This is a genomic window from Pseudorhodoplanes sp. (assembly GCF_035565795.1).
Taxonomy (GTDB): Bacteria; Pseudomonadota; Alphaproteobacteria; order Rhizobiales; family Xanthobacteraceae; genus Pseudorhodoplanes.
This window is the reverse complement of sequence record NZ_DATMRV010000207.1, coordinates 1-24,473: the sequence shown is the minus strand read 5'-3', so window position 1 is coordinate 24,473 and position 24,473 is coordinate 1. Positions and strand designations below refer to the sequence as shown.

Here is a 24,473-nt window from a genome sequence, read left to right as displayed (position 1 = left end):
TTGTTCCGTCTCGAAAGCAATCAAACACGCGCCGACGCAGCCTTTCGCCACGAACGGCAGCATCACGCTCCCCGCCCTCTCACCGCCTCGCCGATCTCGTCGAGCACCTTCGGATCCTCGATCGTCGCGGGCATCGTCCAGGATTCGCCATCGGCAATCTTCTTCATGGTGCCGCGGAGAATTTTTCCGGAGCGCGTCTTCGGCAGCCGCGACACGGTGATCGCAAGCTTGAACGCAGCGACCGGACCGATCCGCTCGCGCACGAGACCGACGACCTCCTTTTCAATCGTGGCGTGATCGCGCGTGACGCCCGCCTTCAGCACCACGAAGCCGCAGGGCACCTCGCCCTTCAGCGTATCGGCCATGCCGATCACGGCGCATTCGGCGACATCTGGATGCGACGCGAGCACCTCTTCCATGCCACCGGTAGACAGACGATGGCCCGCGACGTTGATGATGTCGTCGGTGCGGCCCATGACGTTGACGTAGCCGTCCTCATCGAGGAAGCCGGCATCCGCGGTCTTGTAGTAACCGGGAAACTCCGCGAGATAGGCTTCCTTGAAGCGCTCGTCCTGTTGCCACAGTGTCGGGAACGCGCCGGGCGGCATCGGCAGCTTTGCGACGATCGAGCCGATCGTGCCCGCCGGCACTTCCTTGCAGCTCTCGTCCACTACGCGGATGTCCCAGCCCGGCATCGGCACCGTGGCCGAGCCGTGCTTCACGGGCAGCATGCCAAGGCCGACCGGATTGCCTGCAATGCACCAGCCGGTTTCGGTCTGCCACCAGTGATCGATCACCGGCCGGTTCAGCTTCTGCTCCGCCCATTCCACGGTCGGCGGATCGGCACGCTCCCCGGCGAGGAACAGCGTGCGGAATTTCGACAGATCGTATTTCGGCAGGAATGTGCCGTTCGGATCTTCCTTCTTGATCGCGCGAAACGCGGTCGGCGCCGTGAAGAACGCGACCGCCTTGTGCTGCGAGATCACGCGCCAGTACGCACCCGCGTCCGGCGTGCCGACCGGCTTGCCCTCATACATGATCGAGGTCGCGCCATGCAGAAGCGGCCCGTAGACGATGTAGGAATGCCCGACCACCCAGCCGATATCGGAGCCGCACCACCACACTTCGCCGGGATCGACGCCGTAGAGGTTCTTCATCGACCATTTCAGCGCGACGGCATGTCCGCCATTGTCGCGCACCACCCCCTTCGGGATGCCGGTCGTGCCAGACGTATAGAGGATATAGAGCGGATCGGTCGCGAGCACCGGAACGCAATCGGCGGTCTTCTTTGCGGCGATCGCGGCGTCGCGCAGCGTCGCCCAGTCGTGATCGCGGCCTTCGACCAGTGTGGCCTGTTCCTGCGGACGCTGCAGGATCACGCAGGCCGATGGCTTGGACTGCGCCATTTCCAACGCCTCATCGAGCAGCGGCTTGTACTTGACGATACGTCCCGGCTCGATGCCGCAGCTGGCGGACAGGATGAGCTTGGGTTCCGCATCGTCGATGCGTTTCGCCAGTTCGCTCGCCGCGAAGCCGCCGAACACCACGGAATGGACCGCACCGATGCGCGCGCAGGCGAGCATCGCAAACACCGCCTCCGGCACAAGCGGCATGTAGATGATGACGCGGTCGCCCTTGCCGACGCCGAAGTCCTTCAGAACGGCGGCGAGCGTGGCGACCTCGAACAGCATCTCCTCATAGGAGAACGAACATAATCTGCTCGTGACGGGCGAATCGTAGATCAGGGCGGTCTGGTTAGCGCGTCCGTTCAGGACATGCCGGTCAAGCGCGTTGTAGCAGGTGTTCAGCACACCACCCGCAAACCAGCGACCATAGACGCCCATGGACGGATCGAAGACCTTCCTGGCCGGCTCGATCCAGTCGATCTCCGTCGCGGCCTTGGCCCAGAAGCCCTCCGGGTCGCGCTTCCACTGCGCATAGACCTCAGGGTACCGGCTTGTTGTCTTGGCATCCATCTCGCACGCGCCTCCCTGTATCGCGCTCCCTTTGTCCTGCGTCCCGACGAGGCCATGCAGCCATCGACAGAGAGGAGAGCGGAATTTTCGGCAATTGTCGGATTGTGGCCCGCAATTGCAAGCGCCGCACAGATGCAGGCCGGAACATGCACCACGCAGGCGCGCCATTCGCAATTTGCAGTAGCGGTCGCCCGGGCGCTCGTATTTGATCCGCCGCAAAATGAGACCCTCCGCTTGAGCCTCCCTACCGACCCGCTGTTCTGGATCGTCGCCGCAATCGGCGTGACGCTGCTTGGCCTCGCCAAGGGCGGCTTCACCGGCGTGGGCATGGTTGCGACGCCGCTCCTGGCGCTGATCGTCCCGCCGCTGCAGGCGGTGGCGATCATGCTGCCGATCCTGCTCCTTCAGGACGTGATCTCGGTCTGGGCCTACCGGCACCACTGGGATGCCTGGAATCTGAAAGTTCTGATCCCGGGCGGCCTGATCGGGGTCGCGGCCGGCGGACTCCTCGCGGCCTACGTGCCGGACGCGGCGGTGCGCCTCGCGGTTGGCGTCATCGGCGTGACCTTCGTCCTGTGGCGCTGGTTCGGTCCGGCCGGAGGCGACATCGGGATTCGCCCGAGTGCGGCGAGCGGGGTGTTCTGGGGCTCGCTTTCAGGGTTCACATCGACGCTGGCCAACGCCGGCGCTCCGCCCTGGCAGGTCCACATGATGCCGCAGCACCTGCCGAAGCTGATCTTCGCGGGGACCGCCACCATGTATTTCGCGGCGACCAACCTCGCGAAGGTCATTCCTTATTTCGCGCTAGGGCAGTTCACCACCGACACGCTCTGGATCTCGGCTGCGCTGTTTCCGCTTGCGATCGCCACGAATTATCTCGGGATCTGGCTGGTCCGCGTCACGCCGCAGGAAAGGTTCTACAGGATCGTGTATGTCATCACGTTCCTGATTTCGCTTGAACTGATCCGCAACGGCGTGACCGCATTCGCGGCCTGACAGATGTCCATCATCACCGATCCGCTCTTCTACATGGTCGCGATCCCGGCCCTGATCGCGCTTGGATTGTCGAAAGGCGGCTTTGCCGGCGTCGGCGTGATCGCGACGCCGCTGACGGCGCTGTATTTGCCGCCGCTGGAAGCTGCGGCGCTGATCCTGCCGGTGTTGATCGTGCAGGATGCCATCTCGGTCTGGTGGTACCGGCGCGATTTCGATCCCTGGAATCTGAAGGTAATGCTGCCCGGCGCACTCGTCGGCATGGCGCTCGCATGGGCCTTCGCGGCCTATGTCAGCAACGATGCGCTGCGCATCTCGGTCGGCGTCATCGGCATCGTCTTCGTGATCTATTCGCTGTTCACCAAAATTCCGGCGGAAGGCCACAAGAAGACGGCGCTCGGCGGCGCGTTCTGGGGAAGCGTCTCGGGCTTCACCTCGTTCCTGTCGCAGGCCGGCGGCCCGCCCTATCAGGTGCATGTCCTGCCGCAGCGACTGCCGAAGCTCACGCTGGTCGGCACCACCACGATCTTCTTTGCGATCGTGAATTTCCTGAAGATCGGTCCCTATTTCGCGCTCGGGCAATTCTCCACGGTGAACTTCGCGACCTCCATGGTGCTGCTGCCGGTCGCGGTCGCCGCCAACGCACTCGGCATCTATCTGGTGCGGGTGACGCCGGTGGAGGTGTTCTATCGCATCGCCTATACGCTGGTGTTCTGCGTGTCGGTGATGTTGCTGTGGCAGGGCATTACCGGCTTGATGCGGGGCTGAGAGCACGTCACCGTGCTGACACAGGCGATTTCTAGCCTGCCTGCATCAGGCCTATCGGACCCGTCATCGTTTCTGTTGTAGCGTTCGCCGTCATGACCTCACCCGCACAGGCGTTCGATCTTCAGGGCCATCGTGGCGCCCGCGGGCTGGCACCGGAAAACACCATTCCCGCTTTCGAGACCGCGCTGAGGATCGGTGTCACCACGCTTGAACTCGATGTGGCAATGACAAAGGACGATGTCCTGGTCGTCAGCCACGATTCCTATCTCAATCCCGAACACACGCGCGGCCCCGACGGCGAATTCCTGAAGAAGCAAGGTCCGGCGATCCGTTCGCTCGGCTTCGACGAATTGCAGCGCTATGATGTCGGCCGCATCCAGCCCGGCACCGCCTATGCCGCACGCTTCCCGACGCAGCGGGGCGCAGACAATGTCCGCATTCCGAAGCTCACCGACGTCTTCGATCTCGTGCAGCGTAACGGCGCCGACCATATCCGCTTCAATATCGAGACCAAGCTGACGCCGACCTCCGGAGCCGATGCGCCCGACCCCGAAACTTTCGCGACCGCGCTTACCAAAGCAATCCAGGACGCCGGGCTCACCTCACGCGCAAGCATCCAGAGCTTCGACTGGCGTACCCTGATGGTGGCAAGGCGCATCGCGCCGCAGATCGAACGCGTCTGCCTGACGATCGAAACTCCGGGCGAGGACAATATCGGCCGCAACCTGCCGGGCCCCTCGCCATGGACGGTCGGCCTCGATATCGACGATTACGGCGGTTCGGTGCCGCGCCTCGTGAAAGCCGCCGATTGCACGGTCTGGTCGCCCTATTTCCACAACGTCACCGCAGCGCTGGTGAAGAAAGCGCACGGCCTCGGACTGAAAGTGATCCCATGGACGGTGAACGAGATGGCGGACCTCGAACTGATGTACCAGACCGGCATCGACGGCATCATCTCGGATTATCCGGACCGCGCCCGCGCGGCGCTGCCGAAGGGCATCGCGGCACCCAAGCCGGTATCGGTGCGCTGATGCAGCCTTCGTTACCTCCCCCTTGCAGGGGGAGGGTGTCTGAACACTGCGCTCGCGTCGACACGCGATTGATCACCTGCGCGCCTCTTCCTATTGTTGCCTCAGCCCCAGGGAGGCAACAACAATGGCGAAAACGCCCCAAAATCTGACGCCCTACGATATCGACCTCGACCGCAACGCGGCCAACTTCCAGCCGCTGACGCCGCTGCAATTTCTGGAGCGCGCGGCGAGCACGCATCCCGATCACGTCGCCATCATCCACGGGCCGCTTCGGCGCACTTACCGCGACTTCTACGCCCGCTCCCGCCGCCTCGCCTCGGCGCTCGCAAAGCGCGGCATCAAGCGCGGCGACACCGTGTCAGTCGTGCTCGCCAATACGCCGGCGATGCTGGAATGCCACTACGGCGTGCCGATGACCGGTGCGGTGCTCAACACCATCAATACGCGGCTCGATGCCGCCGTGAATGCATTCACCCTCGATCATGCCGAAACGAAAGTGCTGATCGTCGATCGCGAATTCTCGAAGGTGATGAAGGATGCGCTTTCGCGCGCGAAGGTGAAGCCGCTGGTGATCGATTACGACGATCCCGAATATGCCGGCGAAGGCGAACGCATCGGCACGATCGAATACGAAGCCTTCCTGAAAGAGGGCGATGCCGACTTCGCGTGGCAGATGCCGGATGATGAATGGGACGCGATCTCGCTCAACTACACATCCGGCACCACCGGCGACCCGAAAGGCGTGGTCTATCACCATCGCGGCGCTTATCTGCTCGCGACCGGCAATGTCGTGACCTGCAGCATGGGCAAACATCCGGTCTATCTGTGGACGCTGCCGATGTTCCACTGCAACGGCTGGTGCTTCCCGTGGTCGATCTCGGTGCTGGCCGGCACGCATGTGTGTCTGCGTCAGGTGCGCGCGGCGGCGATGTATGACGCCATCGCGAACCACAAGGTGACGCATCTGTGCGGCGCGCCGATCGTGATGGCGACGCTGCTCAATGCGCCGGCCAGCGAGAAGAAGCCGCTGCCGCATGTGGTGGAATTCTTCACCGCGGCCGCGCCGCCGCCGGAAGCCGTGCTCGCCGGCATGAAGGAAGCCGGTTTCAACGTCACGCATCTTTACGGGCTGACCGAATGCTACGGCCCAGCCGTGGTCAATGACTGGCATCTGGATTGGGACGCGCTGACGTCCGCCGAACAGGCCGCGCGGAAAGCGCGGCAGGGCGTACGCTACGGCGCGCTCGAAGCGCTCGAGGTGATGGACCCCGAGACGATGCAGCCCGTGGCCCGCGACGGCGCGACCCTCGGCGAAGTGATGATGCGCGGCAATGTGGTGATGAAAGGCTATCTCAAGAATCCCGCTGCATCCGCCAAGGCGTTCGCCGGCGGCTGGTTCCACACCGGCGATCTCGGCGTGATGCACCCCGATGGTTATATCCAGCTCAAGGATCGCTCGAAGGACATCATCATTTCCGGCGGCGAGAACATCTCGTCGATCGAAGTGGAGGACGCGCTCTACAAGCATCCGTCCGTGCAGGCGGCGGCCGTGGTGGCAAAGCCCGACGACAAATGGGGCGAGACGCCCTGCGCATTCATCGAACTCAAGCCCGGCGCGAGTGCGAGCGCGGACGATCTGATCGCGTGGTGCCGTGACAATCTCGCCGGCTACAAGGTTCCGCGACACATCGTGTTTTCTGAACTGCCGAAGACAAGCACCGGCAAGATCCAGAAGTTCAAGCTGCGCGATATGGCGCGCGAGGTGTAGGCGCGCGACCGCGGGCGCCGCGCAAGCAAACACGCGCGTATGGTAACCAGACTCTTTACGGACCTTCGCAAGCCTGCTCGCAAGTCTGCGCAAAATCTCATGGCAGGCTTGCGCGCGCATGAGGCGTGCTTTCCGCCGCATTAATGATGCGGCAAACCAGAAGGCATACTCTCGTAGAACTACGGCTTGCAGCCTTACCGGCGCCGCTTTCGGCGTGCCGAGGTGCAGCCGTACTGGTTCAAGACGATACCCGAATGCATCTGAACATCATCCACGTCTTCCGTGCCCCCGTCGGCGGGTTGTTCCGGCACGTGGTCGATCTCGTGCGCGGGCAGATCGCGCGTGGTCACCAGGTTGGCATCATCGCGGATTCGACCACCGGTAACATGAGGGCGGACGAGATCTTTGCCGACCTTGCGCCGCAGCTTGCGCTCGGGCTGACGCGCATCCCGATGCGGCGTCCGCTCAGCCCGCTCGACATGCCCGCCGTGCTGCATGTCACCCGGCGCATTCACGACACGCGGGCCGATGTCATTCACGGTCACGGCGCCAAGGGCGGCGCCTATGCGCGCCTCGCCATTCCCGGACGCCGCCTCGTGCGCGCCTACACGCCGCATGGCGGAAGCCTGCTGCTCAGCCACGACAACTGGTCGGGCCGGATGTATCTCACGCTGGAGCGCATTCTGCTCGCGCGCCCCACACTGTTCCTGTTCGAGAGCGCCTATAGCGGCCAGATCTTCCGCGAGAAGATCGGCAAGCCGAACGGCCTCGTGCGCGTCATCCATAACGGCGTGTCGCAAGGCGAATTCGAGCCGATCGCACCCGTGCCGGATGCCACCGATCTGATCTTCATCGGCGAATTGCGGCCGGTGAAGGGCATCGACGTCCTGATCAACGCAATCTCGCGCCTGCACTCGACCGGACGCGCCGTCACCGCGACGCTGGTCGGCAGCGGCCCCGACGAGGCTGCGCTGAAGGCGCAGGTCCAGCGCCTGTCGTTGCAACACGCGATCCGCTTCAGGCCGGCGATGCCGGCTCGCGAGGCGCTCGCGCTCGGCCATATCATGGTCATCCCGTCGCGCGCGGAGTCGCTTCCCTATGTGGTCCTGGAGGCCGCGGCCGCCGGCAAGTCGATGATCACAACCAATGTCGGCGGCATTCCCGAGATCTATGGTCCGCTGTCGTCCGCGCTGGTCGAGGCGGGCAATGTCGACGCGCTCGCCAGCGCAATCGCCCGCACGATGGACAATCCCGCAGCGGCACGGATGCTCGCGGATGATCTCCGCCGCCGCGTCGCATCGCTGTTCTCGGTCGACGCGATGGTGGATGGGGTGATCGCGGCTTACGGCGAGGCGATGACGAAGACGGTCCTCTTGTACGATCCAGTGCTCGCATCGAAGCAATGAATTCGTTGGCACCTGCCAGCTATTTCGTGGCCACAATCATCGACTGATCCGGCGTCAACGGTGCGAATTCGGCGCCGTTGAATCCCGCCTCGTCCAGCCATTGACGGCAATCCGCAATGGTAAAATCAAATCCGCCGGGCGTCATCACGAGCATGTTGAGACTGGCGAGCAGACCGGTTGCATTCGACATTCTTTCGTCGTCGATGAACCGTTCATAGACAATGAGACGTCCGCCCTCCGAAAGGGCAGCGTAGGTCTTGGCGAGCAGGAGCTTCTTTGTGTCCAAATCCCAATTGTGCAGCACTCGCCCCATGACCAGCACGTCCGCTGCGGGCAACGGGGCTTGCAAGAAATCGCCGGGATGAAAGATCACACGGTCGGACAGCGCGTGTTTGCGGACATAGGCCTCGAACACCGGTTCGATCGGCGGCAAATCGAATCCAACGACAGTCAGATGTGCATGGCTCTGCGCCAATCGCACCGGCAGGCACCCCTCCGCGCAGCCGATATCGACAACCCTCTTGCAGCGCGACCAGGGAAAAGTCCCAGCCAGCGCGTCCGCGATCGGTCGCGTTGCAGCGGTCATGGCGGCCGCAAATTGCGCAAGCCCCTTGCTGTCGCGGTACCGGCTGCCATAGGGGCCGGAACGATCCGGTTCGGTCTGCGGCCGGCCCGTTCTAAGAGAATCGCTCAGCGATGCCCATTTCGGGTAGAGGCTCGCATTGATGAATTCGAGCTCATGGCCGAGGTAGGTGGATTTGGTGCGATCAAGATAGAACGCAGTTTCCGGCGCATTGCGATACCGGCCGTCGTCTCCGCGATCAAGAAGTCGGAGCGCGACCAGGGCGTCAAAAAAGTCGCGCGCGCCGCGCCTGTCGATGCCGATCCTCAGGCGCAGGGATTCAAGATCGAGCGCCTGGTCGGAGAGTGCGGAAAAAACATCGAGCTCGACCGCGCTCAGCAGGACCTTTGCCTCGCGATAGGCATAGGCGAGCCGGTGGATCCGTTCAAACGCAGGCGCAAATCCCCCGCTCAAGGCCTCCCCCTTATTGTTGCTTCGGTACGCCGGACTTCGTGATCTCACCCGCAATGGCGGCGATCTGCGCGCGCTGCGTGGCGATGACAGCGGCAAATTCCGCCGGCGTACTGCCCCGCACCGCCGATCCGAGCTTGGCGAGGCGTTCCCGAACCTCGGGCTGGTCGCCGACTGTGCCGATATCGGCCGCGATCTTTTCGCGCAACGGCTGAGGCATGTCGCGCCATCCAAAGAAACCGGTGACCGCTTCGAATTTCATTGCCGGATAGCCTTCTTCCGCCATTGTCGGCACGCTGGGCGCCGCCGGCGAACGCGCTCCATTCAGGAACGCGAGAAACTTGATCTTTCCGTCGCGCGCTTGCGGCAAGAGCGGCAAGACACCGGCTGCGATTGCATCGATTCGTCCCTCGCGCAGATCGGTGATGGCTTGATTGAAGTCACGATAGTGAGCCTGGACCATGGAGAGGCCGCTTTCCTTCTGAAAGGCGGCGAAGGCGTAATAGGGGACTCCGGGCGTCGCCGCCCACGTCAGTTGGCCGCTTCGCTTGCGAGCCAGCTGAATGAGCTCGGCAAGCGAGTTGACGTTCAGAGAACTGGAAACCGCAATCGCAAGGAAGTTGTCGGACGTTGACGCAATTGGGACGAGGTCGTGCGCCGGATCGTAGGGCAGCTTCTCGATCGTCAACGGATTGATGCTGATCAGTGCCGCAAACGAATAGAGCAGCGTGTGGTCGTCGCTCCGCCTTACGAATTCGCGCGCTGCCACAAGGCCATCCGGTCCGGGCAAATTTTCCACGATGACGGGCTGCTTCCATTTCTCACTCAGCTTCTCCGCGAACAGCCGCGCTATGACATCGTTGGCGATGCCCGGCGGATTCGGAACGATGAGGCGGACGGTCCGCTGGGGCCAGGATTCGGCAGCGGTGCCTCCAGCCGCCGTCGTGACGATCAGGGCGAGTCCCAACGCGAACGATCGAGCTAATTCTGGCTTTGCAAGCATGGTACGCTCCTGTTCACTTCGATGAATTCCGCGGCTTCGGCTTTCTCCGTCCGGCGCCGGGCCGCGCGAGCGCCTCGTTGGTTGCGACCACCCTTGTCAGGAGCGCAATCAACGTTTCCTGCTCGGCGGCCGTAAGCGCCGACAGGATTTCCTTCTCGACTGCGCGCCCGGTCGGATGCAGCCGCTTGCGCAACGCGATACCGGGCCGCGACAGGCGCAACAGGCGTGCGCGCCTATCCTCACCGTTGATGCGCCGCTCGACGAGGCCCTGCTTTTCGAGCTGATCGACGAGCATGCTGGTGCTTGCGCGATCCACGCCAAGCCGCGCGGCAAGACTGTTCTGTTCGATGTCGGGATTCACATAGAGATAGGCGAGCACCGCATATTGCAGCGGCGTCAGGCCGGAATCGGCCAAAGCGCCGGCGACGGCGGACGTGCAGATTTGATGAAAGCGGCGCGCAAGGGCGCTGGGCGTGGGTTGCACCGGGACGGCCGGACGCTCCGGTCGTTCAACCGGGGCGGGCTCAACCGCCTTCTGGAGAGCATTTCGAGACATCCGACCCAAATCGTTAGAATTCTTATCGTTAGTATTCTGACGATTTGGACGAGTCAAGCTCCACCCGCCGGGGCGGCGGCACATCGTCAGGTAGGTTGGGGACGCGAACAGGCAGAGAGCGGCGACAGACTGGCGCGACAGCCTCGTCTATTGCCGGGTGATCGCGGCTTACGGCGAGGCGATGACCGAGCCGATGTCCGTGCATCGCCCTGCCATCGCGCTGAAGTAGACCGGCTGAATTCGTGTCTTCGCGGGAATGAGCGACGAACGGGACGCCGCTATTTCGCCTTCGCCTTGTCGTCCTGCGGCTTTTCCAGCTTCTCGAGCCTTGCCTGCGTCGTGGCAAGTGCAGCCTTCAGCGCGTTGATCTCGGTCCGCGCCGCCGCAAGCTCCTTGGTCGCGGCCTCGATCTTCTGCCGTGCGTCGCGCGCGTTGCGGTCGATCACACCCTGAAGAAACTCCGCGTTGGCCTGCAGGCAGCTGGTCCGGCGCTCCATCTGCTTTTCGGCGGTGCAGACCTCCAGCCCGCGAACGTCCTGCGCCGGCGCCGGTGTGATCGCAGCAAACACGAACGCAGCCGCGATCAGGCGCGCGAGGCGTCGCTGGCTATTGCTTTGGCTGAGGCTTTTCATCTGGCTTTGTCTCGGGTTTGGCATCCGGCTCGGCGCCAGGATTGGCGCCGGAATTGGCATCGTTGCAGGACCATTCCTTCGGCTGACAGGCGATCCCGATATTCGAACAGACGGTGTGGCTGCAGATACGGCAGCCATCGGTGAAGGATTTGCAGCTGGGCGCATCGCGAGTGATCTTCTGCCACCAGTTTTCGTCAGGCTTGGCCCCATCGTCCTCGGGCTTCTGCAAGTCGAGCTTGGAGTCCTCAGCGAATTTCTGCGAAGGCTCCGCAAGTTGTGGCGCTTGCGAAGCCGGCCGATCAACGATTTCCGAGGCGAACGCGCTGCCGCACGCGACCAGGAGAATCAATGTGAGAGCCGCGAGGCGCATCAATCGATCTTCAGGTTGAGCTTGCGGATCAGCGTCGACCACTTGGTCTCGTCACGATCGAGCAATGCGCCGTGTTCTTCCGGCGTGCTCGACATCGGCTCCGCAGCGTCGTTGGCGATACGCGCCTGCACGTCGGGCTGCGCCAGTGCCGCGCGCAACTCCTTATTCAGCCGGTCGATGATCGGACGCGGCGTGCCGGCCGGCGCAAGAAGACCGTAATAGAGATCGGCTTCAAAGCCCGGCAATCCGGATTCCGCGACGGTCGGAACGTCCGGCAGATGGCTGGAGCGCTTCGCGGATGTCACCGCAAGCGCGCGCAGCGTGCCGCCCTTCAGATTGCCGAAGGCCGGCGGAATGATGTTGCAGGCAACCGCCACATGACCGCCGACGAGATCGGTGAGGCTCTGCGCGGTGCCCTTGTAGGGAATGAGGTTCATGTTCACGCCGGCGCTGGCCATGAACAGTTCGGCGCACAGATGCGAGCCGGTGCCCTTCGGCGACGAGCCCACATTGATCTTGCCGGGCTCCTTCTTCGCAGCGGCGATCAGGTCTGCGACGGTCTTGTAGGGCGAGCCGGGCTGGGTCATGAACGCCATCGGCATCACCGCGATCAGTCCGATTGGCGCGAAGTCCTTGCGGATATCGTAGCCCGGATTCGTATAGAGGCTCGGATTGATGCCCATCGTGCCGGTGTGACCGAGCAGCAGCGTGTAACCGTCCGGCGCCGCCTTCGCCGCCGCGCGCGATCCGATCACGCCGCCGGCGCCGCCACGATTGTCGACCACGATCTGCTGACCGAGCGACGCCGACAGCTTGTCGGCGATGATGCGCGCCATTGCGTCGTTACCGCCGCCGGGCGGGAACGGCACGATCAGGGTGATCGGTCGGTTCGGATAATCCTGCGCCTGCGCGGAAATGCTGATCGCGCCGCCAAGACACGCCAGCAACGCGAGACCACACAGCAGCGATTTCGCTGTTCTCTCCGCGATAGTTCTCACGACACAATCCCCCGATGTTGCTCTGGTTCGAAGCCATGTCCGGCGCGGTTGTTGCCGGGCGCAGTCATGCTCCGGCGCCCCCAATGTCAGATGCGCCGTTCCCAAAAACAAGACCGCCGGTCTCTCTTGCGAGAGCCGGCGGTACGGTCGTCATTACGCCATGAAATTGAATGTCAGCTCAGTGGATGCTGGTCGATGACTGCATCCTGGCGATCTCATCCTTCAACTGGAGCTTCCGTCGTTTCAGCTCCGCTATCTTGATGTCGTCACTCGATGGATGCGCGAGGGCATCGGCGATCTCTTCCTCAAGCTCCCGATGACGGGCCTTGAGCTCTACAAGATGCTCTTGAATCGACATGGGGGATTTGGCCTCCTCGGATGGGGGTGGAGTCCTAACCTGAACACTTTGACATGCGAATTGTGGCAAGTCGACAGCGGGCGGAAATTGCGTTGCGGCAAATCCCCGCTTTTCGTTAGCTTTTGGCGACTTTGCGGGCCGTCTGGCTTGAACGGGTTCCAGTCTCGCGGCACAAGATGGTACCGGACGGGAATGTGGGGTGGCCACAACCCATTGAACCGAGAGGGTTTTCACAACCGACTGGCATGACGGGCGAGGACGAGAGCAATTTGCGGGCGGAACTTGCGCGGCTGCAGCAGGAGCACCGCGACCTTGACGCTGCCATCGATGCGCTGAACGACGCACCTGGCCGCGACCAGATCCAGGTGCAGCGCCTGAAGAAGCGCAAGCTCATCCTTCGCGATCGCATCTCCTTCATCGAGGACGAGTTGACCCCGGATATCATTGCCTAGTCAGGACAAACACCGGTCCTTTGGCTTGCCGCACCCCGGCTGCTGCGTATAGTCGGCCGCTTCTTTCGATCCACGGAATCGCCACAATGGCCGCCCGGCCGAAATCATCATCCAGAAAGAAGCCCGTCGCCATCATCATGGGCAGCCAGTCCGACTGGGCGACCATGCAGCACGCCGCCGAGATGCTCGACCGTCTCAAGGTCGGCTACGACGCGCTGATCGTGTCCGCACATCGCACTCCCGACCGGCTCTATGCCTTCGCGAAATCGGCGCACAAGAAGTACAAGATCGTCATCGCCGGCGCAGGCGGCGCGGCGCACCTGCCCGGCATGGCTGCGGCCATGACGACGCTTCCGGTGTTCGGCGTGCCGATGAATGTCACCGCGCTGGAGGGCAAGGATTCGCTCCTCTCCATCGTGCAGATGCCCGCCGGTATCCCGGTCGGCACGCTCGCGATCGGCAAGCCCGGTGCGATCAACGCGGCGCTCCTCGCCGCCGCCGTGCTGGCGCTCGACAACAAGCCGCTGGCCAAGCGGCTTGCGGCGCTCCGCAAGGCGCAGACCGCGAGCGTCGCCAAAAGGCCGAAGGCCGTGAACGAGACGAAGCCTCCAAAATCTGCCAACCAACGATCGAAGTAAGATGATCAAGCGCGACAACGGCTCGCTCCCGCCCGGCGCGACGATCGGCATTCTTGGCGGCGGCCAGCTGGCGCGCATGCTGGCGCAGGCCGCCTCGCGGATCGGGCTGAACTGCCATGTCTACGCGCCGGAGGCCGATTCCTGCGCCTTCGAGGTGGTCAAGCGCGCCACCATTGCCCCGTACGAAGACCAGGACGCGCTCGCCCGTTTCGCCAACGAATGCGACGTCATCACCTATGAATTCGAGAATGTGCCGGCGCAGACCGCCTCATTCCTGTCGCAGCGAAAGCTCGTCCTCCCCGACCCGCGCGTGCTTGCGACGACGCAGGACCGGCTGATCGAGAAGGAATTCGTCGAGCAGCTCGACATCGCGACCGCGCCCTATGCGCCGGTCGCCGATGCGCCGCAGCTGTTCGAGGCGGTGCGCCGCATCGGCCTGCCCGCGATCCTGAAGACGCGGCGCTTCGGCTATGACGGCAAGGGCCAGTTCAAGATCGACGCCGGCGGCGATCCGGCCGTGGGCTGGCGCGCCATCGGCGGGGCGCCCTGCATCCTCGAAGGATTCGTTCCGTTCGAGCGGGAAGTCTCGGTCGTGGTCGCGCGCGGCCGCGACGGTTCGCTGCAGAGCTTCGACGTCACCGAGAACGAGCACCGCGACCACATCCTCAAGGTCTCGCGCGTGCCCGCGGGCATCCCCGATCAGGTCGCGGCCGAGGCCGTGCGCATTGCGGAAACCATTGCGACCGCGTTCGACTATGTCGGCGTGCTGGCGGTGGAGATGTTCGTCGTGCGCGACGGCACGGCGCAACGCGTCCTCGTCAACGAAATCGCCCCGCGCGTGCACAATTCCGGGCACTGGACCATCGACGGCTGCTCGGTGTCGCAATTCGAGCAGCATATCCGCGCGATCGCCGGCTGGCCGCTGGCGGTGCCGGTGCGGCTCGGCCGGGTCGAGATGGTGAACCTGATCGGAGCCGAAGCGGCCGATTACGGGCGCTGGCTGACGGTGCCGGGCGCCTCGCTCCACCTCTACGGCAAGGGCGAGCCGGTTCCCGGCCGCAAGATGGGCCACGTCACCCGCGTACAGGTAGACTGAGTCGTCCTTCACCTCCCCCTTTCAGGGGGAGGGAGCGGATGGAGTTCGCCTCTGGCTCACACCCCCCGGTTCCGCAGAACCGTCTGGCAGGACTTGCTCAGCCGCGCCCGATTCTGCTGGAGGCAGCCCAGCACCTGCAGCGGATCCGGCTCGAACCGCTGGCAGTATTTGGCCGAATCCGGCGCACAGGCGCGTTCCTCCTCCGGTGTTCCCTGCATCATGTTCGGGAAAGGCGGAAGCGGTGCCGGCTGCTGCTGGGCAAAGGCCGCCCCGGCCGCACCGAACACCAGAATCACCGCAAAAACTGCCCCCTTCGCGCCAGACATCGGACCTCCCTTTGATTTGCCGCCGAGAGTCAGGCATGGCTGCGAATTGGTCCCCAGGCAAGGCGGGCCGGGGAAAATAGAGCCCCTGTGACATCGCGGCCGTGGACGCGCCGCCCGGTTGAAACCGAAGTGGACTTTCCCCTGGCTTTCTGCTATTCCGCCGCCCGACTCGAAGGGCCGGTTTCAGCCCAACTCGGCTCCCGTACAACAATTCATGCACTGCCCGCCGGCCGATCCGGCTTGGGCTGCAGCCGCGAAGAAGGATTATCCGTGCAGGTTCTCGTCCGCGATAACAACGTCGACCAGGCTCTCAAGGCGCTCAAGAAGAAGATGCAGCGCGAGGGCATTTTCCGCGAAATGAAGCTTCGCGGCCATTACGAGAAGCCGTCCGAGAAGAAGGCTCGCCAGAAGGCTGAAGCCGTGCGTCGTGCCCGCAAGCTGGCGCGCAAGAAGCTGCAGCGCGAAGGCCTGCTGCCGATGAAGCCGAAGCCGGCCTTTGGTGCTGCAGGCGGCCGCGACGGTGGACGTGGCCCGCGGCCTGCTGGCGGCGGCTTTGGCGGCGCGCGCTAACTGCACACGCGTTTCGCACGAGGGGTTTACGAAGCCGCCGGAGGCAACTCCGGCGGTTTTGCTTTGTGGGAGGCATATCCCGCGCCCGCCGTTTTACCGCCACGCCATTCCGTCTATCATCGCGCGCAATGAGCCCGCCGAACGTCCCGCCCTTTCCGGCCAGCCGCGCCGCGCGCCCCTTCGCACGCGCCGCATCTCAAATGGCAAGCCTTGCGGCCGCGTTCGCGCTCGCGGGCTGTTCGACCATGCTCGACCAGAGCGCGCTCCCGGAGGCGAGCTATTCCGCCTCGCCGGCCAACATCGCCTCGCTTACCGATGTGATCCAGTCGCAACCGAACGATCCGCAGGCCTACAACATGCGCGGCAGCGTGCTGGCCTCGTCCGGCCGCCGCAAGGAAGCGCTGATCGACTTCAACAAGGCGATCCAGCTCGATCCGAAATATTCCGAGGCCTATGCCAATCGCGGCCTCGTCCATCGTCAGGACGGCAAACCCGATCTTGCGCTGAAGGATTACGACGCCGCGATCCGCATCGACGAGAATTACGCCGCCGCCTATCTCGGACGCGGGCTCGCCTGGCGCGACAAGAAGCAGACCCTGAAAGCGCTGGAAGACATCAACCGTGCGATCGCGATCCGGCCCGACAACGCGCAGGCCTATTACAATCGCGGCCTGCTCTATCAGGGCGACAACCAGCACCAGTTCGCGATCGACGATTTCTCGACCGCGATCACGCTGGCGCCGCGCGAAGCCGATCCCTATCTCGCGCGCGCCCTCTCCTACATCGCGGCCGGCGACCTCAAGGCCGCGACCGGCGATCTCGACAACGCGGTCAGCATCGACGAACAGAATTTCGCCGCGTGGACCTCGCGCGGTCTCGCCTATGAGCGCCTGGGCGACAAGGAAAAGGCCGCGGGCTCATACGCGAAGGCGCTCAACATCCAGCAGAACTATGCGCCTGCGTCAGAAGGCTTCCGAAGAGTCGGCGGCAAGTTCGGGCAGACGTATCAGGCGTTTTGAGTTGGGCGCTGTATGCGCGCAATTTCGTCAGAGCCCGAGACGTGCGGCCTTGTCGTGACATGACTTCAGTGCCGCAACCCAATACTTTCGTCATGGCAACGTAGCTGGCGGGTTAGGCGCGCGCGGATCTAACCCACACTGCAGCACACGCGACGTGCTTCGTGATATTCTAGCTGACACCGATAGCCTGCAGCCGAGAGAGAAATCCGGTAAACTTTCGTAATTTGTCCAAATCAGATGGAGGCACGCCATCCGGATCGAAATGCATCACATCATTTCGGATTCTGCGAACGTCATCCAATGCGTCACAGAACGTTTGACGATCGATTGCAATTCCGAGCTTTGTCCAGCGGTCATGCTTTTCTATCAATCTAACATATTCACCAAAAGTTAGGTCCGCCACAGCGCTGACACTTCTCGCACTATCTTCCGGGTCTCGAATGGAACCCAGCTCTTCTGAGGAAAACTTCCCATCTAACAATCTGCGGATATGGTTTTCTATCTCGCCCAACAACAAGAATGGCTCCGCCAACTGCTGAAATTGTTCGCTAAGATCACTAGCTGTCACGATCCCAGTTATTCGATTGTCGGCCGCACGAACTAAGACATACTGATGTTGAATAATTATTGGTATCGCTTGAAATAACGAGTCAAATGCACGAATTTCCTGGTGATGATCCATCACATCTTGAGCCGACTTGCCAGATTGACCGGATGCTAAACGCGCCCCTATTGATGCCCAACTCACGACCCCTTTGACCTCTCGTTCAGATGTCATCACTGGCAGTTGCGAGAAATCGTTCGTCAACATGAGCGTTACCGCTCTTTCCAAGGAAGCATTAGGGGCAACAAAAACTGGTGCTTTGTTGGCAGCAGCCAGTTTGCTTATTCTATAGGTTGGATCATTTTGAGCTACTGAAGCAACGGGCACTGAACTTGCCAGCGCGCTATCAGTCTCAGTCGCTGACAAGCGACCGTCTGGCGAAGCATTCCCTTTATCAACAAGAACAAAGCTCAAGTAAGAATCTATGTACGCCGACTCGAAGTCCGGCTCAGTACTAAGACCAGCGCGATCAAGAGCAGAGCGAATGTGCCAGACCAACCAAGAGCCACGCCTTTGTGCGCCAAACCATTCCAATAACGTACGAACACTGATCCGTGGCGACTCTTGACCTTCTCGTAACAGCCTTGCGATTTCAAACAATTTAGTCTCGGTTCGCATGCGCCTGCCCCAAGTGATGCATTCAAAGATGCATCATCTGCAGCAGTTTCGCCACTCTTGACATATCCATGGAATATGAACTCGCTCACTAGGACCGCTGTCGCGAGGCGTCGTTTTTGAGCGGAGCGAGGTGCGGCGTCGCAGCACACACAACAAGTTTGCGTACCGCAAACTGCATTGGCGGGGTCTACGAAACCCTGCCGGGAGCAGGCTGACGCCATGTGCTTGCGCGTTTTGCGCACTCTTCGCGTATGGAGGTAAGGCGCGGCCCGGCGCCGAGGGCGGCGTGCCGCCGCAGCGCCCCGCGTCTCTACACCGCCCCGCTTTGGCGCTAGGCTTCCCGCTTCCTGCTGAGTCGCGGACAGGGGGGCCGTCACGATGCAGCCAGCGATCGCGCCGGTCACACCCGGCCCGTGGGCGATTTTCAAGCCCTACACCCCACTGCACGCCGTCTCCGTGCTGGTGTGCCTTCTCGCCATCACGATCCTCATCATGGTCGCGCGGCGCCTGCGCGACAGCGGCGCGGAGGAAACGTTCCGGCGCGGCTTCGCCTGGTCCTGCGTCGTATTCTGGGTGTTCCAGAATGCCTGGTTTCACGCATCGGGCATCGACTGGCTCACCGGCCTGCCGCTGCATATCTGCGATCTCGGCGGACTGATCGGGCCGTTCGCGCTGCTCACGGGCAACCGCTTCCTGCGCGCGACGCTGTATTTCTGGACCTTCGCATTGACGGTTCAGGCGTTCATCCAGCCCGCGCTGTCGGCCGGACCCGCAACACCGGTGTTCTGGTTCTTCTTCGCCGCGCACGCGATCGTGCTGGCCTGCGCGCTCTACGACCTGATGGTGCTCGGTTATCGCCCGCTCTGGAACGACCTGCCGCGCGTCTATGCCTTCAGCGCGGTCTATGTCGGCGCCGTCGTCGCGGTGAATGCCTGGCTCGGCGCGAACTACGCCTATCTCGGCAATCCGGCGCCGCCCTTGAAAATTCCGCCCTTCATCGATGCACTCGGGCCGTGGCCGCTGCGCGCTATCATCGTGCTTGCGCTCGCGGCCTTGAGTTTTCCGCTGCTGGTGCTGCCGTGGAAGCTCGCATCCGCAAGGCGCGCGACGCAAAGCTAGCGGACATGCTGCGCGATGAATTTGCGCGCGGCGGCGAGATGATCGTAGCGGTCGAGATCCTCGTGCCCGCCATCGGCAAAGCGCACGAAGTCCTTCGGCTGGTTCGCCATCGCATAGAGCTGCTCGCCGAGACGGAACGGCACCACGCGATCGCGTTCGCCATGCATGACGAGCACCGGCGCCCTCACCCTGCCGATCCGCTCGTCGGACCGGAACTGGTCCTTCATCAGGAGCGTCACCGGCAGGAATGGATAGGCTGAGGACGCGACATCGCGCGTCGAGGTGAACGGGGCCTCCAGGATCACGGCGGCGACATCCTGTTCGGCGGCCAGCGCGACCGCGACGCCGGTGCCGAGCGACTCGCCCCACAGGACGATGTTCGCCTTCGGATAGGTCGAGCGCGCAAACTCATACGCCGCACGGGCATCGGCGATCAGCCCCTCCTCCGTCGGGCTTCCCTCCGAGCCGCCATAGCCGCGATACGACAGGGCGACGAGCCCCGTGCCGTCATCGACCAGCCTGCGGAAGCGCGCCACCCGATGCGCGAGCGAGCCGCCATTGCCGTGAAGATAGACGACGACCGATCTGTTCTCTTTCGGCGGCACCGTCCAGGCGATGACATTCGTGCCGTCCGCCGCGCGCAGCATAACCTCCTGCGCCTGCGGAAAATCCGCCTCCTCCGGCGTCATCCGCACCGTGTACGGAAAATACATCAGCGCACGCTGCGCGAAATACATGATCGCAACGAGACCGAGGTATAAGGCCAAAGCGATGAGAACGACGGACTTCAGGGTGGACATGGCGGCACTCTAGCACGTCCATGTTGCCGGACCGCGACACGGGCCCCGGCATGGCTGGGATTCGGGCGGGCTTGTGACACTGGCCGAAACGATTATGGTCCGCGTCATGCAGACGGCGCTCCCGCTCGCGGCGGAGGAAATTATCATCGTCATCCGGTTGATCGCCTCCGTGGTGATCGGCGGCATGATCGGATTCGAACGGACCTTCCACGGCCGCCCGGCCGGGTTCCGGACCCATGCGCTGGTGTGCCTTGCCTCCGCGCTGCTGATGCTGGTCACGGTCTATCAGGACCTCTGGATGACCCATCTGCCGCTCGACGCCATCCGCACCGACCCCACCCGCATGGCGCAGGGCATCATGACCGGCATCGGCTTCCTCGGCGCCGGCGTCATCTTCAAGGAGGGACTGACGGTTCGCGGACTCACCACCGCCGCCTCGATCTGGATCACCGCGGCGATCGGCATCCTGATCGGGATCGGCTTCTATTTCGCGGCTGCGCTCGGCACTGTCATGGTGCTGGCGATCCTGTCGCTGTTTCGCTGGATCGAGGACAAGCTGCCGTCCGAGCATTACGCCCATCTGGTCATCGGATTCCCGCGCGCGAAAGCCATCGACGAGACGCGGCTTCGCGCAATGATCGCCGACAAGGGCTTCAGCGTCGCCAATCTGTCCTCGCGGCTGACCGATCGCGGCGAGACCTTCGAGTACCGGATGATGATCAAGAGCCGGGGCCGCAACGCGATCGATGCGCTGTCGCAGCATCTGCGCGCGCAACCCGACGTCACCGAATTCCGAATTTCGCCGACGGGCGACTGACATCATCATGGCAGACAGGACACGCTGGGGCGCGGTAGCCGCCCTTATCCTTGCGGGCGTCGTGGTTGCCCTGCAGATCGGCAAGGCCGCGATCGCGGTGCCGGTGCTGCAGAAGGACCTGTCGCTGACGCTGGTTGTCGCGTCGTGGGTGATCGGCGCCTATGGCGTACTCGGCGCGATCGCCGGTCTGCCAGCCGGCATCATGGCGTCGCTGTTCAGCGCAAAGCGTACCCTGCTCGCCGGACTGATCGCAGCGGGTCTCGGCAGTCTCGCGGGCGCTTTCGTCACCGACGGCACGCTGCTGATCGCGACGCGCGTGATCGAGGGCTGCGGTTTCCTCGCCGCTGTGCTCGCCCTGCCGCGGCTCCTGCGCGCCGTCACCGCGCCGAAAGATCGCGACACCGTGCTTGCGGTCTGGGGCGCCTATATGCCGGTCGGGTCGCTCGCCATGATGATCGCCGGACCGCATCTGATGGCGCATGGCTGGCAGATGCTGTGGATCTTCAACGGCATCGTCGCGCTCGCCTATGCGCTGGTGATGGCCGTCATGCCGTTGAAGGAGGATGCGCAACCCACCGCGCCGCTGCAAACGCTCGGGCCAAACATCAAGGCGGTGATCGGCTCGCCCGGCCCGATCCTGCTGGCGCTCGCCTTCGGCATCTACACCTTCCAGTACGCTGCGATGGCGAATTTCCTCCCCACCCTGCTGGTCGATCGCCTCGGACTTTCAATCTCGGCGGCGGGGACGATCAGCGCGATCACGGTCGCGGCCAATGCCGTGGGGAATATCTTCGCCGGCGCATTGTTGCGGATGGGCGCGCCGATCTGGGCGATTGCGGCGTTCGGCTATTGCTTCGTCGGCGCGGCAGGCTTCGGCGTCTTTTCCGAACAATTGCCGGTGATCGTGATCGCGGCGCTGGCCTCGGTCAGCCTCGCGGTCACGGGCCTGATCCCGGCCTCGATCTTTGCCGCCGCGCCGCGCTTCGCCGCAACCTCCGCGCTGCTGGCGATCGTGCTCGGCCTCCTCAACCAGACCAGCAATCTCGGCAACCTGTTCGGACCGGCGGCTATGGCCGCGATGGTCCAGCATTTCGGCTGGGCCCGCGTCCCGTTCCTGTTTCTGGCCGTCACGGTGTCCGGACTTGCCGTCGCGCTGATGTTGCGCGCGGCCATGAAACGCGCGAGTAGGTAACACATGCGATCAATCTTCATCGACTGCAATCATCAGCTCGAACCGGTCTGGCAGCGCGTGCATGGCGCGGGCGACCCGCCGGTCACGGTCAATACCGCGCCCTTCACGAGCGAGGATCTGCCGCGCCTGCTCGACGGCTACGACGTCGTGCTCGACGACCATTCCTACATGCCGACGCCGATCATCGCGCAGTGCAAATCGCTGAAGCACATTGTGTTCCTTGGCACCGGCGCGGCGAGCTACATGAACATCGCCGAACTGAAGGACCTTGGCATCACCGTCCACATCATCAAGGGTTACGGCGACACTGCGGTCGCCGAGCACACCATCGCGCTGATGTTCGATTGCGCGCGCGACATCGCGCGAATGGATCGCACGCTTCGTGCCGGCACCTGGAAGCCGCTGGAGGGCATGCAGCTGCTGGGCAAGACGCTCGGCATCATCGGCCTTGGCGGCATCGGCTCGGAGACCGCGCGCATCGCCAAAGGCATCGGCATGAAGGTTATCGCGTATAACCGTACGAAGCGCTCCGACGCGCCGGTGCCTCTCGTGGACATCGACGAATTGCTGGCGACGTCCGACGTGATCTCGCTCAATCTCGTGCTGAACGATGAGACCCGCGGATTCCTGAATGCGGAACGCATCGCACGCATGAAGCCCGGCGCCATCCTCGTCAACACCGCGCGTGGCGCGCTGGTGGATGAGGACGCGCTGCTGGCCGCCTTGCGCTCGGGGCACATCCGGCAGGCCGGGCTCGACGTCTATCACAGCGAACCGCTGAAGGCCGACCATCCGCTGACCCGGATGGAGAATGTCACGCTCTCCGCGCACGCCGCGTTCCGTACGCTGGAGGCGTCAATGACGCTCCTGCGCCGCGCGATCGATATCGTGAAGGCGCTCTGATCGGCGGAACCCTCGCCCTCCTCCATCGTTGATCCGCGTTGGAGGGTTCAGCATGGCCGAAAGCAAGACACTGCCCGCGGTAGCCGCGCATGGCGCAGCGCGTCTGCCGTCCGTCGAGGTCGACAGCTACAATGTCGAACTCAAGGATGACGAAGGCTTCCTTGGCGACCGCGCCAGCAAGAGCGCGTTTACCGACATCATCGACAACTGGCGCAAGGCCCTGCGCAAGACCGGCGGCGATCCTTTCGGCGACATACCGACCGCGGACCTCAGCAAGAAGCAGCTCGACGAATTGCTGACCAAGGGCGACCCGGAAGCGGCCGGCCTCGTTCATGGCGCGATCGAGGAATTCGCTCAGGAACTCGCTCTCGTCATCCGCCGCTTTCTCAAGCAGAAGGCCTGGGCCGGAACCGAACGCATTGTCGTCGGCGGCGGGTTCCGCGCGCATCGTGTCGGCGAACTTGCGATCGGACGCGCGGGCGTGATCCTGAAGGCCGACAAGATCAAGGTGGATCTTGTTCCGATCCGGAACGATCCGGATGAAGCGGGTCTCCTCGGCGCGGCGCATCTTGCGCCCGCGTGGATGTTCAAGGCGCACGACGCGATCATCGGCGTTGACATCGGCGGCACCAACATGCGCGCCGGCATCGTCGATCTCAATCTCAAGAAGAACAAAGACCTGTCCAAAGCCTCCGTCTGGAAATACGAATTGTGGCGGCACGCGGACGAGGACGACGTCAAGCGCGAGGACGCAGTCAAGAACCTTGCCGGCATGCTGGACCGTCTGATCGCCAAGGCACAGCGCGAGAAGATCAAGCTTGCGCCGTTCATCGGGATCGGGTGTCCGGGCATGATCGAACCGGATGGCTCGATCGACCGGGGTGCACAGAACCTGCCTGGAAACTGGACATCAAGCCGCTTCAATCTGCCCAAGGCGATCCATGAGGCGATTCCGAAGATCGGCGACGACGAAACGGCCATTGTTCTTCATAACGATGCCGTGGTGCAGGGCCTGAGCGAAACGCCGTTCATGCAGGACGTCGACCATTGGGCCGTGCTGACGATCGGCACCGGACTGGGCAACGCGAGGTTCACCAACCGGAACGGGGAGTAGCTTTGCTGGATTCCGGGTCCGCGCCTTTGGCGCGTCCCGGAATGACTGTCGACTGTTGACGCCCGCACGATCTCCCGCTCAGAATAAGAAAAAACAAATACTGAAAACAAGGACCCGGGGAGGTCAGCGTGAAGCCGGCGCCGTTTGCGTATGCGAAGGCCCGTTCGGTCGAGGACGCGGTCAAGCTCCTCGGCGAGCACGGCGATGGCGCCAGGCTGCTTGCGGGCGGCCAGAGCCTGATGGCGACGCTCAACATGCGGCTGTCGCAGCCGAGCATCCTGATCGATCTCAACGGTATCTCCGGGCTCGACGG

At 63.2% G+C, this 24,473-nt stretch carries 27 protein-coding genes; 16 read left to right on the top strand and 11 right to left on the bottom strand.

Annotated elements, in window-relative coordinates:
• Positions 1–62 precede the first annotated feature (62 nt).
• On the bottom strand, positions 63–1,976 hold the full coding sequence (locus VNZ93_RS18495; protein WP_325708479.1) for a propionyl-CoA synthetase: 1,914 nt from the start codon (positions 1,974–1,976) through the stop codon (positions 63–65).
• Positions 1,977–2,210: 234 nt separating this feature from the next.
• Between VNZ93_RS18495 and VNZ93_RS18490 the strand changes: the two genes are divergently transcribed.
• The 5 genes from VNZ93_RS18490 to VNZ93_RS18470 all read left to right on the top strand — a co-directional run bounded on the left by VNZ93_RS18490 (position 2,211) and on the right by VNZ93_RS18470 (position 7,942).
• Positions 2,211–2,972: a sulfite exporter TauE/SafE family protein gene (locus VNZ93_RS18490; protein WP_325708476.1), complete on the top strand. Its 762-nt coding sequence runs from the start codon at positions 2,211–2,213 to the stop codon at positions 2,970–2,972.
• A gap of 3 nt (positions 2,973–2,975) precedes the next feature.
• Positions 2,976–3,737 (top strand): sulfite exporter TauE/SafE family protein, encoded by a 762-nt coding sequence (locus tag VNZ93_RS18485; protein ID WP_325708473.1) that lies wholly within the window; start codon positions 2,976–2,978, stop codon positions 3,735–3,737.
• Between the two features lie 92 nt (positions 3,738–3,829).
• Complete coding sequence (locus VNZ93_RS18480) at positions 3,830–4,768, top strand: glycerophosphodiester phosphodiesterase (RefSeq protein ID WP_325708471.1); 939 nt, start codon at positions 3,830–3,832, stop codon at positions 4,766–4,768.
• A 124-nt stretch (positions 4,769–4,892) separates the two neighbouring features.
• Entirely contained in the window at positions 4,893–6,536 is a 1,644-nt protein-coding gene (locus tag VNZ93_RS18475) for an acyl-CoA synthetase (protein ID WP_325708468.1), read from the top strand.
• A 254-nt stretch (positions 6,537–6,790) separates the two neighbouring features.
• On the top strand, positions 6,791–7,942 hold the full coding sequence (locus tag VNZ93_RS18470; RefSeq protein ID WP_325708465.1) for a glycosyltransferase family 4 protein: 1,152 nt from the start codon (positions 6,791–6,793) through the stop codon (positions 7,940–7,942).
• A 19-nt stretch (positions 7,943–7,961) separates the two neighbouring features.
• Here VNZ93_RS18470 and VNZ93_RS18465 read toward each other — a convergent pair whose 3' ends face one another.
• The 7 genes from VNZ93_RS18465 to VNZ93_RS18435 all read right to left on the bottom strand — a co-directional run bounded on the left by VNZ93_RS18465 (position 7,962) and on the right by VNZ93_RS18435 (position 12,892).
• Positions 7,962–8,978: a methyltransferase gene (locus VNZ93_RS18465; protein WP_325708462.1), complete on the bottom strand. Its 1,017-nt coding sequence runs from the start codon at positions 8,976–8,978 to the stop codon at positions 7,962–7,964.
• Between the two features lie 10 nt (positions 8,979–8,988).
• Positions 8,989–9,978, bottom strand: a complete 990-nt coding sequence (locus VNZ93_RS18460) for a tripartite tricarboxylate transporter substrate binding protein (protein ID WP_325708459.1) — start codon at positions 9,976–9,978, stop codon at positions 8,989–8,991.
• Between the two features lie 13 nt (positions 9,979–9,991).
• Positions 9,992–10,462 (bottom strand): MarR family winged helix-turn-helix transcriptional regulator, encoded by a 471-nt coding sequence (locus VNZ93_RS18455; RefSeq protein ID WP_325708456.1) that lies wholly within the window; start codon positions 10,460–10,462, stop codon positions 9,992–9,994.
• A 350-nt stretch (positions 10,463–10,812) separates the two neighbouring features.
• A complete protein-coding gene (locus tag VNZ93_RS18450) occupies positions 10,813–11,166 on the bottom strand; it encodes a hypothetical protein (RefSeq protein WP_325708453.1) in 354 nt (117 codons plus the stop codon).
• Positions 11,141–11,536, bottom strand: a complete 396-nt coding sequence (locus VNZ93_RS18445; RefSeq protein WP_325708450.1) for a hypothetical protein — start codon at positions 11,534–11,536, stop codon at positions 11,141–11,143. The genes VNZ93_RS18450 and VNZ93_RS18445 overlap by 26 nt, the downstream gene beginning before the upstream one ends.
• Complete coding sequence (locus tag VNZ93_RS18440) at positions 11,536–12,534, bottom strand: tripartite tricarboxylate transporter substrate binding protein (RefSeq protein ID WP_325708447.1); 999 nt, start codon at positions 12,532–12,534, stop codon at positions 11,536–11,538. The genes VNZ93_RS18445 and VNZ93_RS18440 overlap by 1 nt, the downstream gene beginning before the upstream one ends.
• A gap of 178 nt (positions 12,535–12,712) precedes the next feature.
• Positions 12,713–12,892, bottom strand: coding sequence for a YdcH family protein (locus tag VNZ93_RS18435; protein ID WP_325708444.1), 180 nt, complete (start codon positions 12,890–12,892; stop codon positions 12,713–12,715).
• A 245-nt stretch (positions 12,893–13,137) separates the two neighbouring features.
• Here VNZ93_RS18435 and VNZ93_RS18430 point away from each other — a divergent pair, with 245 nt between their 5' ends.
• The 3 genes from VNZ93_RS18430 to VNZ93_RS18420 all read left to right on the top strand — a co-directional run bounded on the left by VNZ93_RS18430 (position 13,138) and on the right by VNZ93_RS18420 (position 15,078).
• Positions 13,138–13,344: a YdcH family protein gene (locus VNZ93_RS18430; protein WP_325708441.1), complete on the top strand. Its 207-nt coding sequence runs from the start codon at positions 13,138–13,140 to the stop codon at positions 13,342–13,344.
• An 86-nt stretch (positions 13,345–13,430) separates the two neighbouring features.
• Entirely contained in the window at positions 13,431–13,982 is a 552-nt protein-coding gene (gene purE / locus VNZ93_RS18425; RefSeq protein WP_325708438.1) for a 5-(carboxyamino)imidazole ribonucleotide mutase, read from the top strand.
• Between the two features lies 1 nt (position 13,983).
• A complete protein-coding gene (locus VNZ93_RS18420; protein ID WP_325708435.1) occupies positions 13,984–15,078 on the top strand; it encodes a 5-(carboxyamino)imidazole ribonucleotide synthase in 1,095 nt (364 codons plus the stop codon).
• A 56-nt stretch (positions 15,079–15,134) separates the two neighbouring features.
• Here the strand turns inward: VNZ93_RS18420 and VNZ93_RS18415 are convergent, their stop codons facing one another.
• A complete protein-coding gene (locus tag VNZ93_RS18415; RefSeq protein WP_325708433.1) occupies positions 15,135–15,404 on the bottom strand; it encodes a cysteine rich repeat-containing protein in 270 nt (89 codons plus the stop codon).
• 270 nt (positions 15,405–15,674) lie between these two features.
• Between VNZ93_RS18415 and rpsU the strand changes: the two genes are divergently transcribed.
• Both rpsU and VNZ93_RS18405 read left to right on the top strand, forming a co-directional pair.
• Entirely contained in the window at positions 15,675–15,974 is a 300-nt protein-coding gene (rpsU, locus tag VNZ93_RS18410) for a 30S ribosomal protein S21 (RefSeq protein ID WP_325708430.1), read from the top strand.
• Between the two features lie 200 nt (positions 15,975–16,174).
• Positions 16,175–16,993, top strand: coding sequence for a tetratricopeptide repeat protein (locus tag VNZ93_RS18405; protein ID WP_325708427.1), 819 nt, complete (start codon positions 16,175–16,177; stop codon positions 16,991–16,993).
• Between the two features lie 169 nt (positions 16,994–17,162).
• Here VNZ93_RS18405 and VNZ93_RS18400 read toward each other — a convergent pair whose 3' ends face one another.
• Positions 17,163–18,215, bottom strand: a complete 1,053-nt coding sequence (locus VNZ93_RS18400) for a CBS domain-containing protein (protein ID WP_325708424.1) — start codon at positions 18,213–18,215, stop codon at positions 17,163–17,165.
• A gap of 378 nt (positions 18,216–18,593) precedes the next feature.
• On the opposite strand from VNZ93_RS18400, the gene VNZ93_RS18395 reads away from it, so the two are divergent.
• Complete coding sequence (locus VNZ93_RS18395; protein ID WP_325708421.1) at positions 18,594–19,334, top strand: TIGR02206 family membrane protein; 741 nt, start codon at positions 18,594–18,596, stop codon at positions 19,332–19,334.
• Here the strand turns inward: VNZ93_RS18395 and VNZ93_RS18390 are convergent.
• Positions 19,331–20,134, bottom strand: a complete 804-nt coding sequence (locus VNZ93_RS18390; RefSeq protein ID WP_325708418.1) for an alpha/beta hydrolase — start codon at positions 20,132–20,134, stop codon at positions 19,331–19,333. The genes VNZ93_RS18395 and VNZ93_RS18390 overlap by 4 nt on opposite strands.
• Positions 20,135–20,240: 106 nt before the next feature.
• On the opposite strand from VNZ93_RS18390, the gene VNZ93_RS18385 reads away from it, so the two are divergent.
• The 5 genes from VNZ93_RS18385 to VNZ93_RS18365 form a co-directional block, all read left to right on the top strand.
• Positions 20,241–20,951 (top strand): MgtC/SapB family protein, encoded by a 711-nt coding sequence (locus VNZ93_RS18385; RefSeq protein ID WP_325708415.1) that lies wholly within the window; start codon positions 20,241–20,243, stop codon positions 20,949–20,951.
• 7 nt (positions 20,952–20,958) lie between these two features.
• Positions 20,959–22,143 (top strand): MFS transporter, encoded by a 1,185-nt coding sequence (locus VNZ93_RS18380; RefSeq protein WP_325708412.1) that lies wholly within the window; start codon positions 20,959–20,961, stop codon positions 22,141–22,143.
• A gap of 3 nt (positions 22,144–22,146) precedes the next feature.
• Complete coding sequence (locus tag VNZ93_RS18375) at positions 22,147–23,046, top strand: NAD(P)-dependent oxidoreductase (RefSeq protein WP_325708409.1); 900 nt, start codon at positions 22,147–22,149, stop codon at positions 23,044–23,046.
• A gap of 52 nt (positions 23,047–23,098) precedes the next feature.
• Positions 23,099–24,160, top strand: coding sequence for an ROK family protein (locus VNZ93_RS18370; protein ID WP_325708408.1), 1,062 nt, complete (start codon positions 23,099–23,101; stop codon positions 24,158–24,160).
• 128 nt (positions 24,161–24,288) lie between these two features.
• Positions 24,289–24,473, top strand: a 185-nt coding sequence (locus VNZ93_RS18365; protein ID WP_325708406.1) for an FAD binding domain-containing protein, incomplete at its 3' end; no start/stop codon positions are given.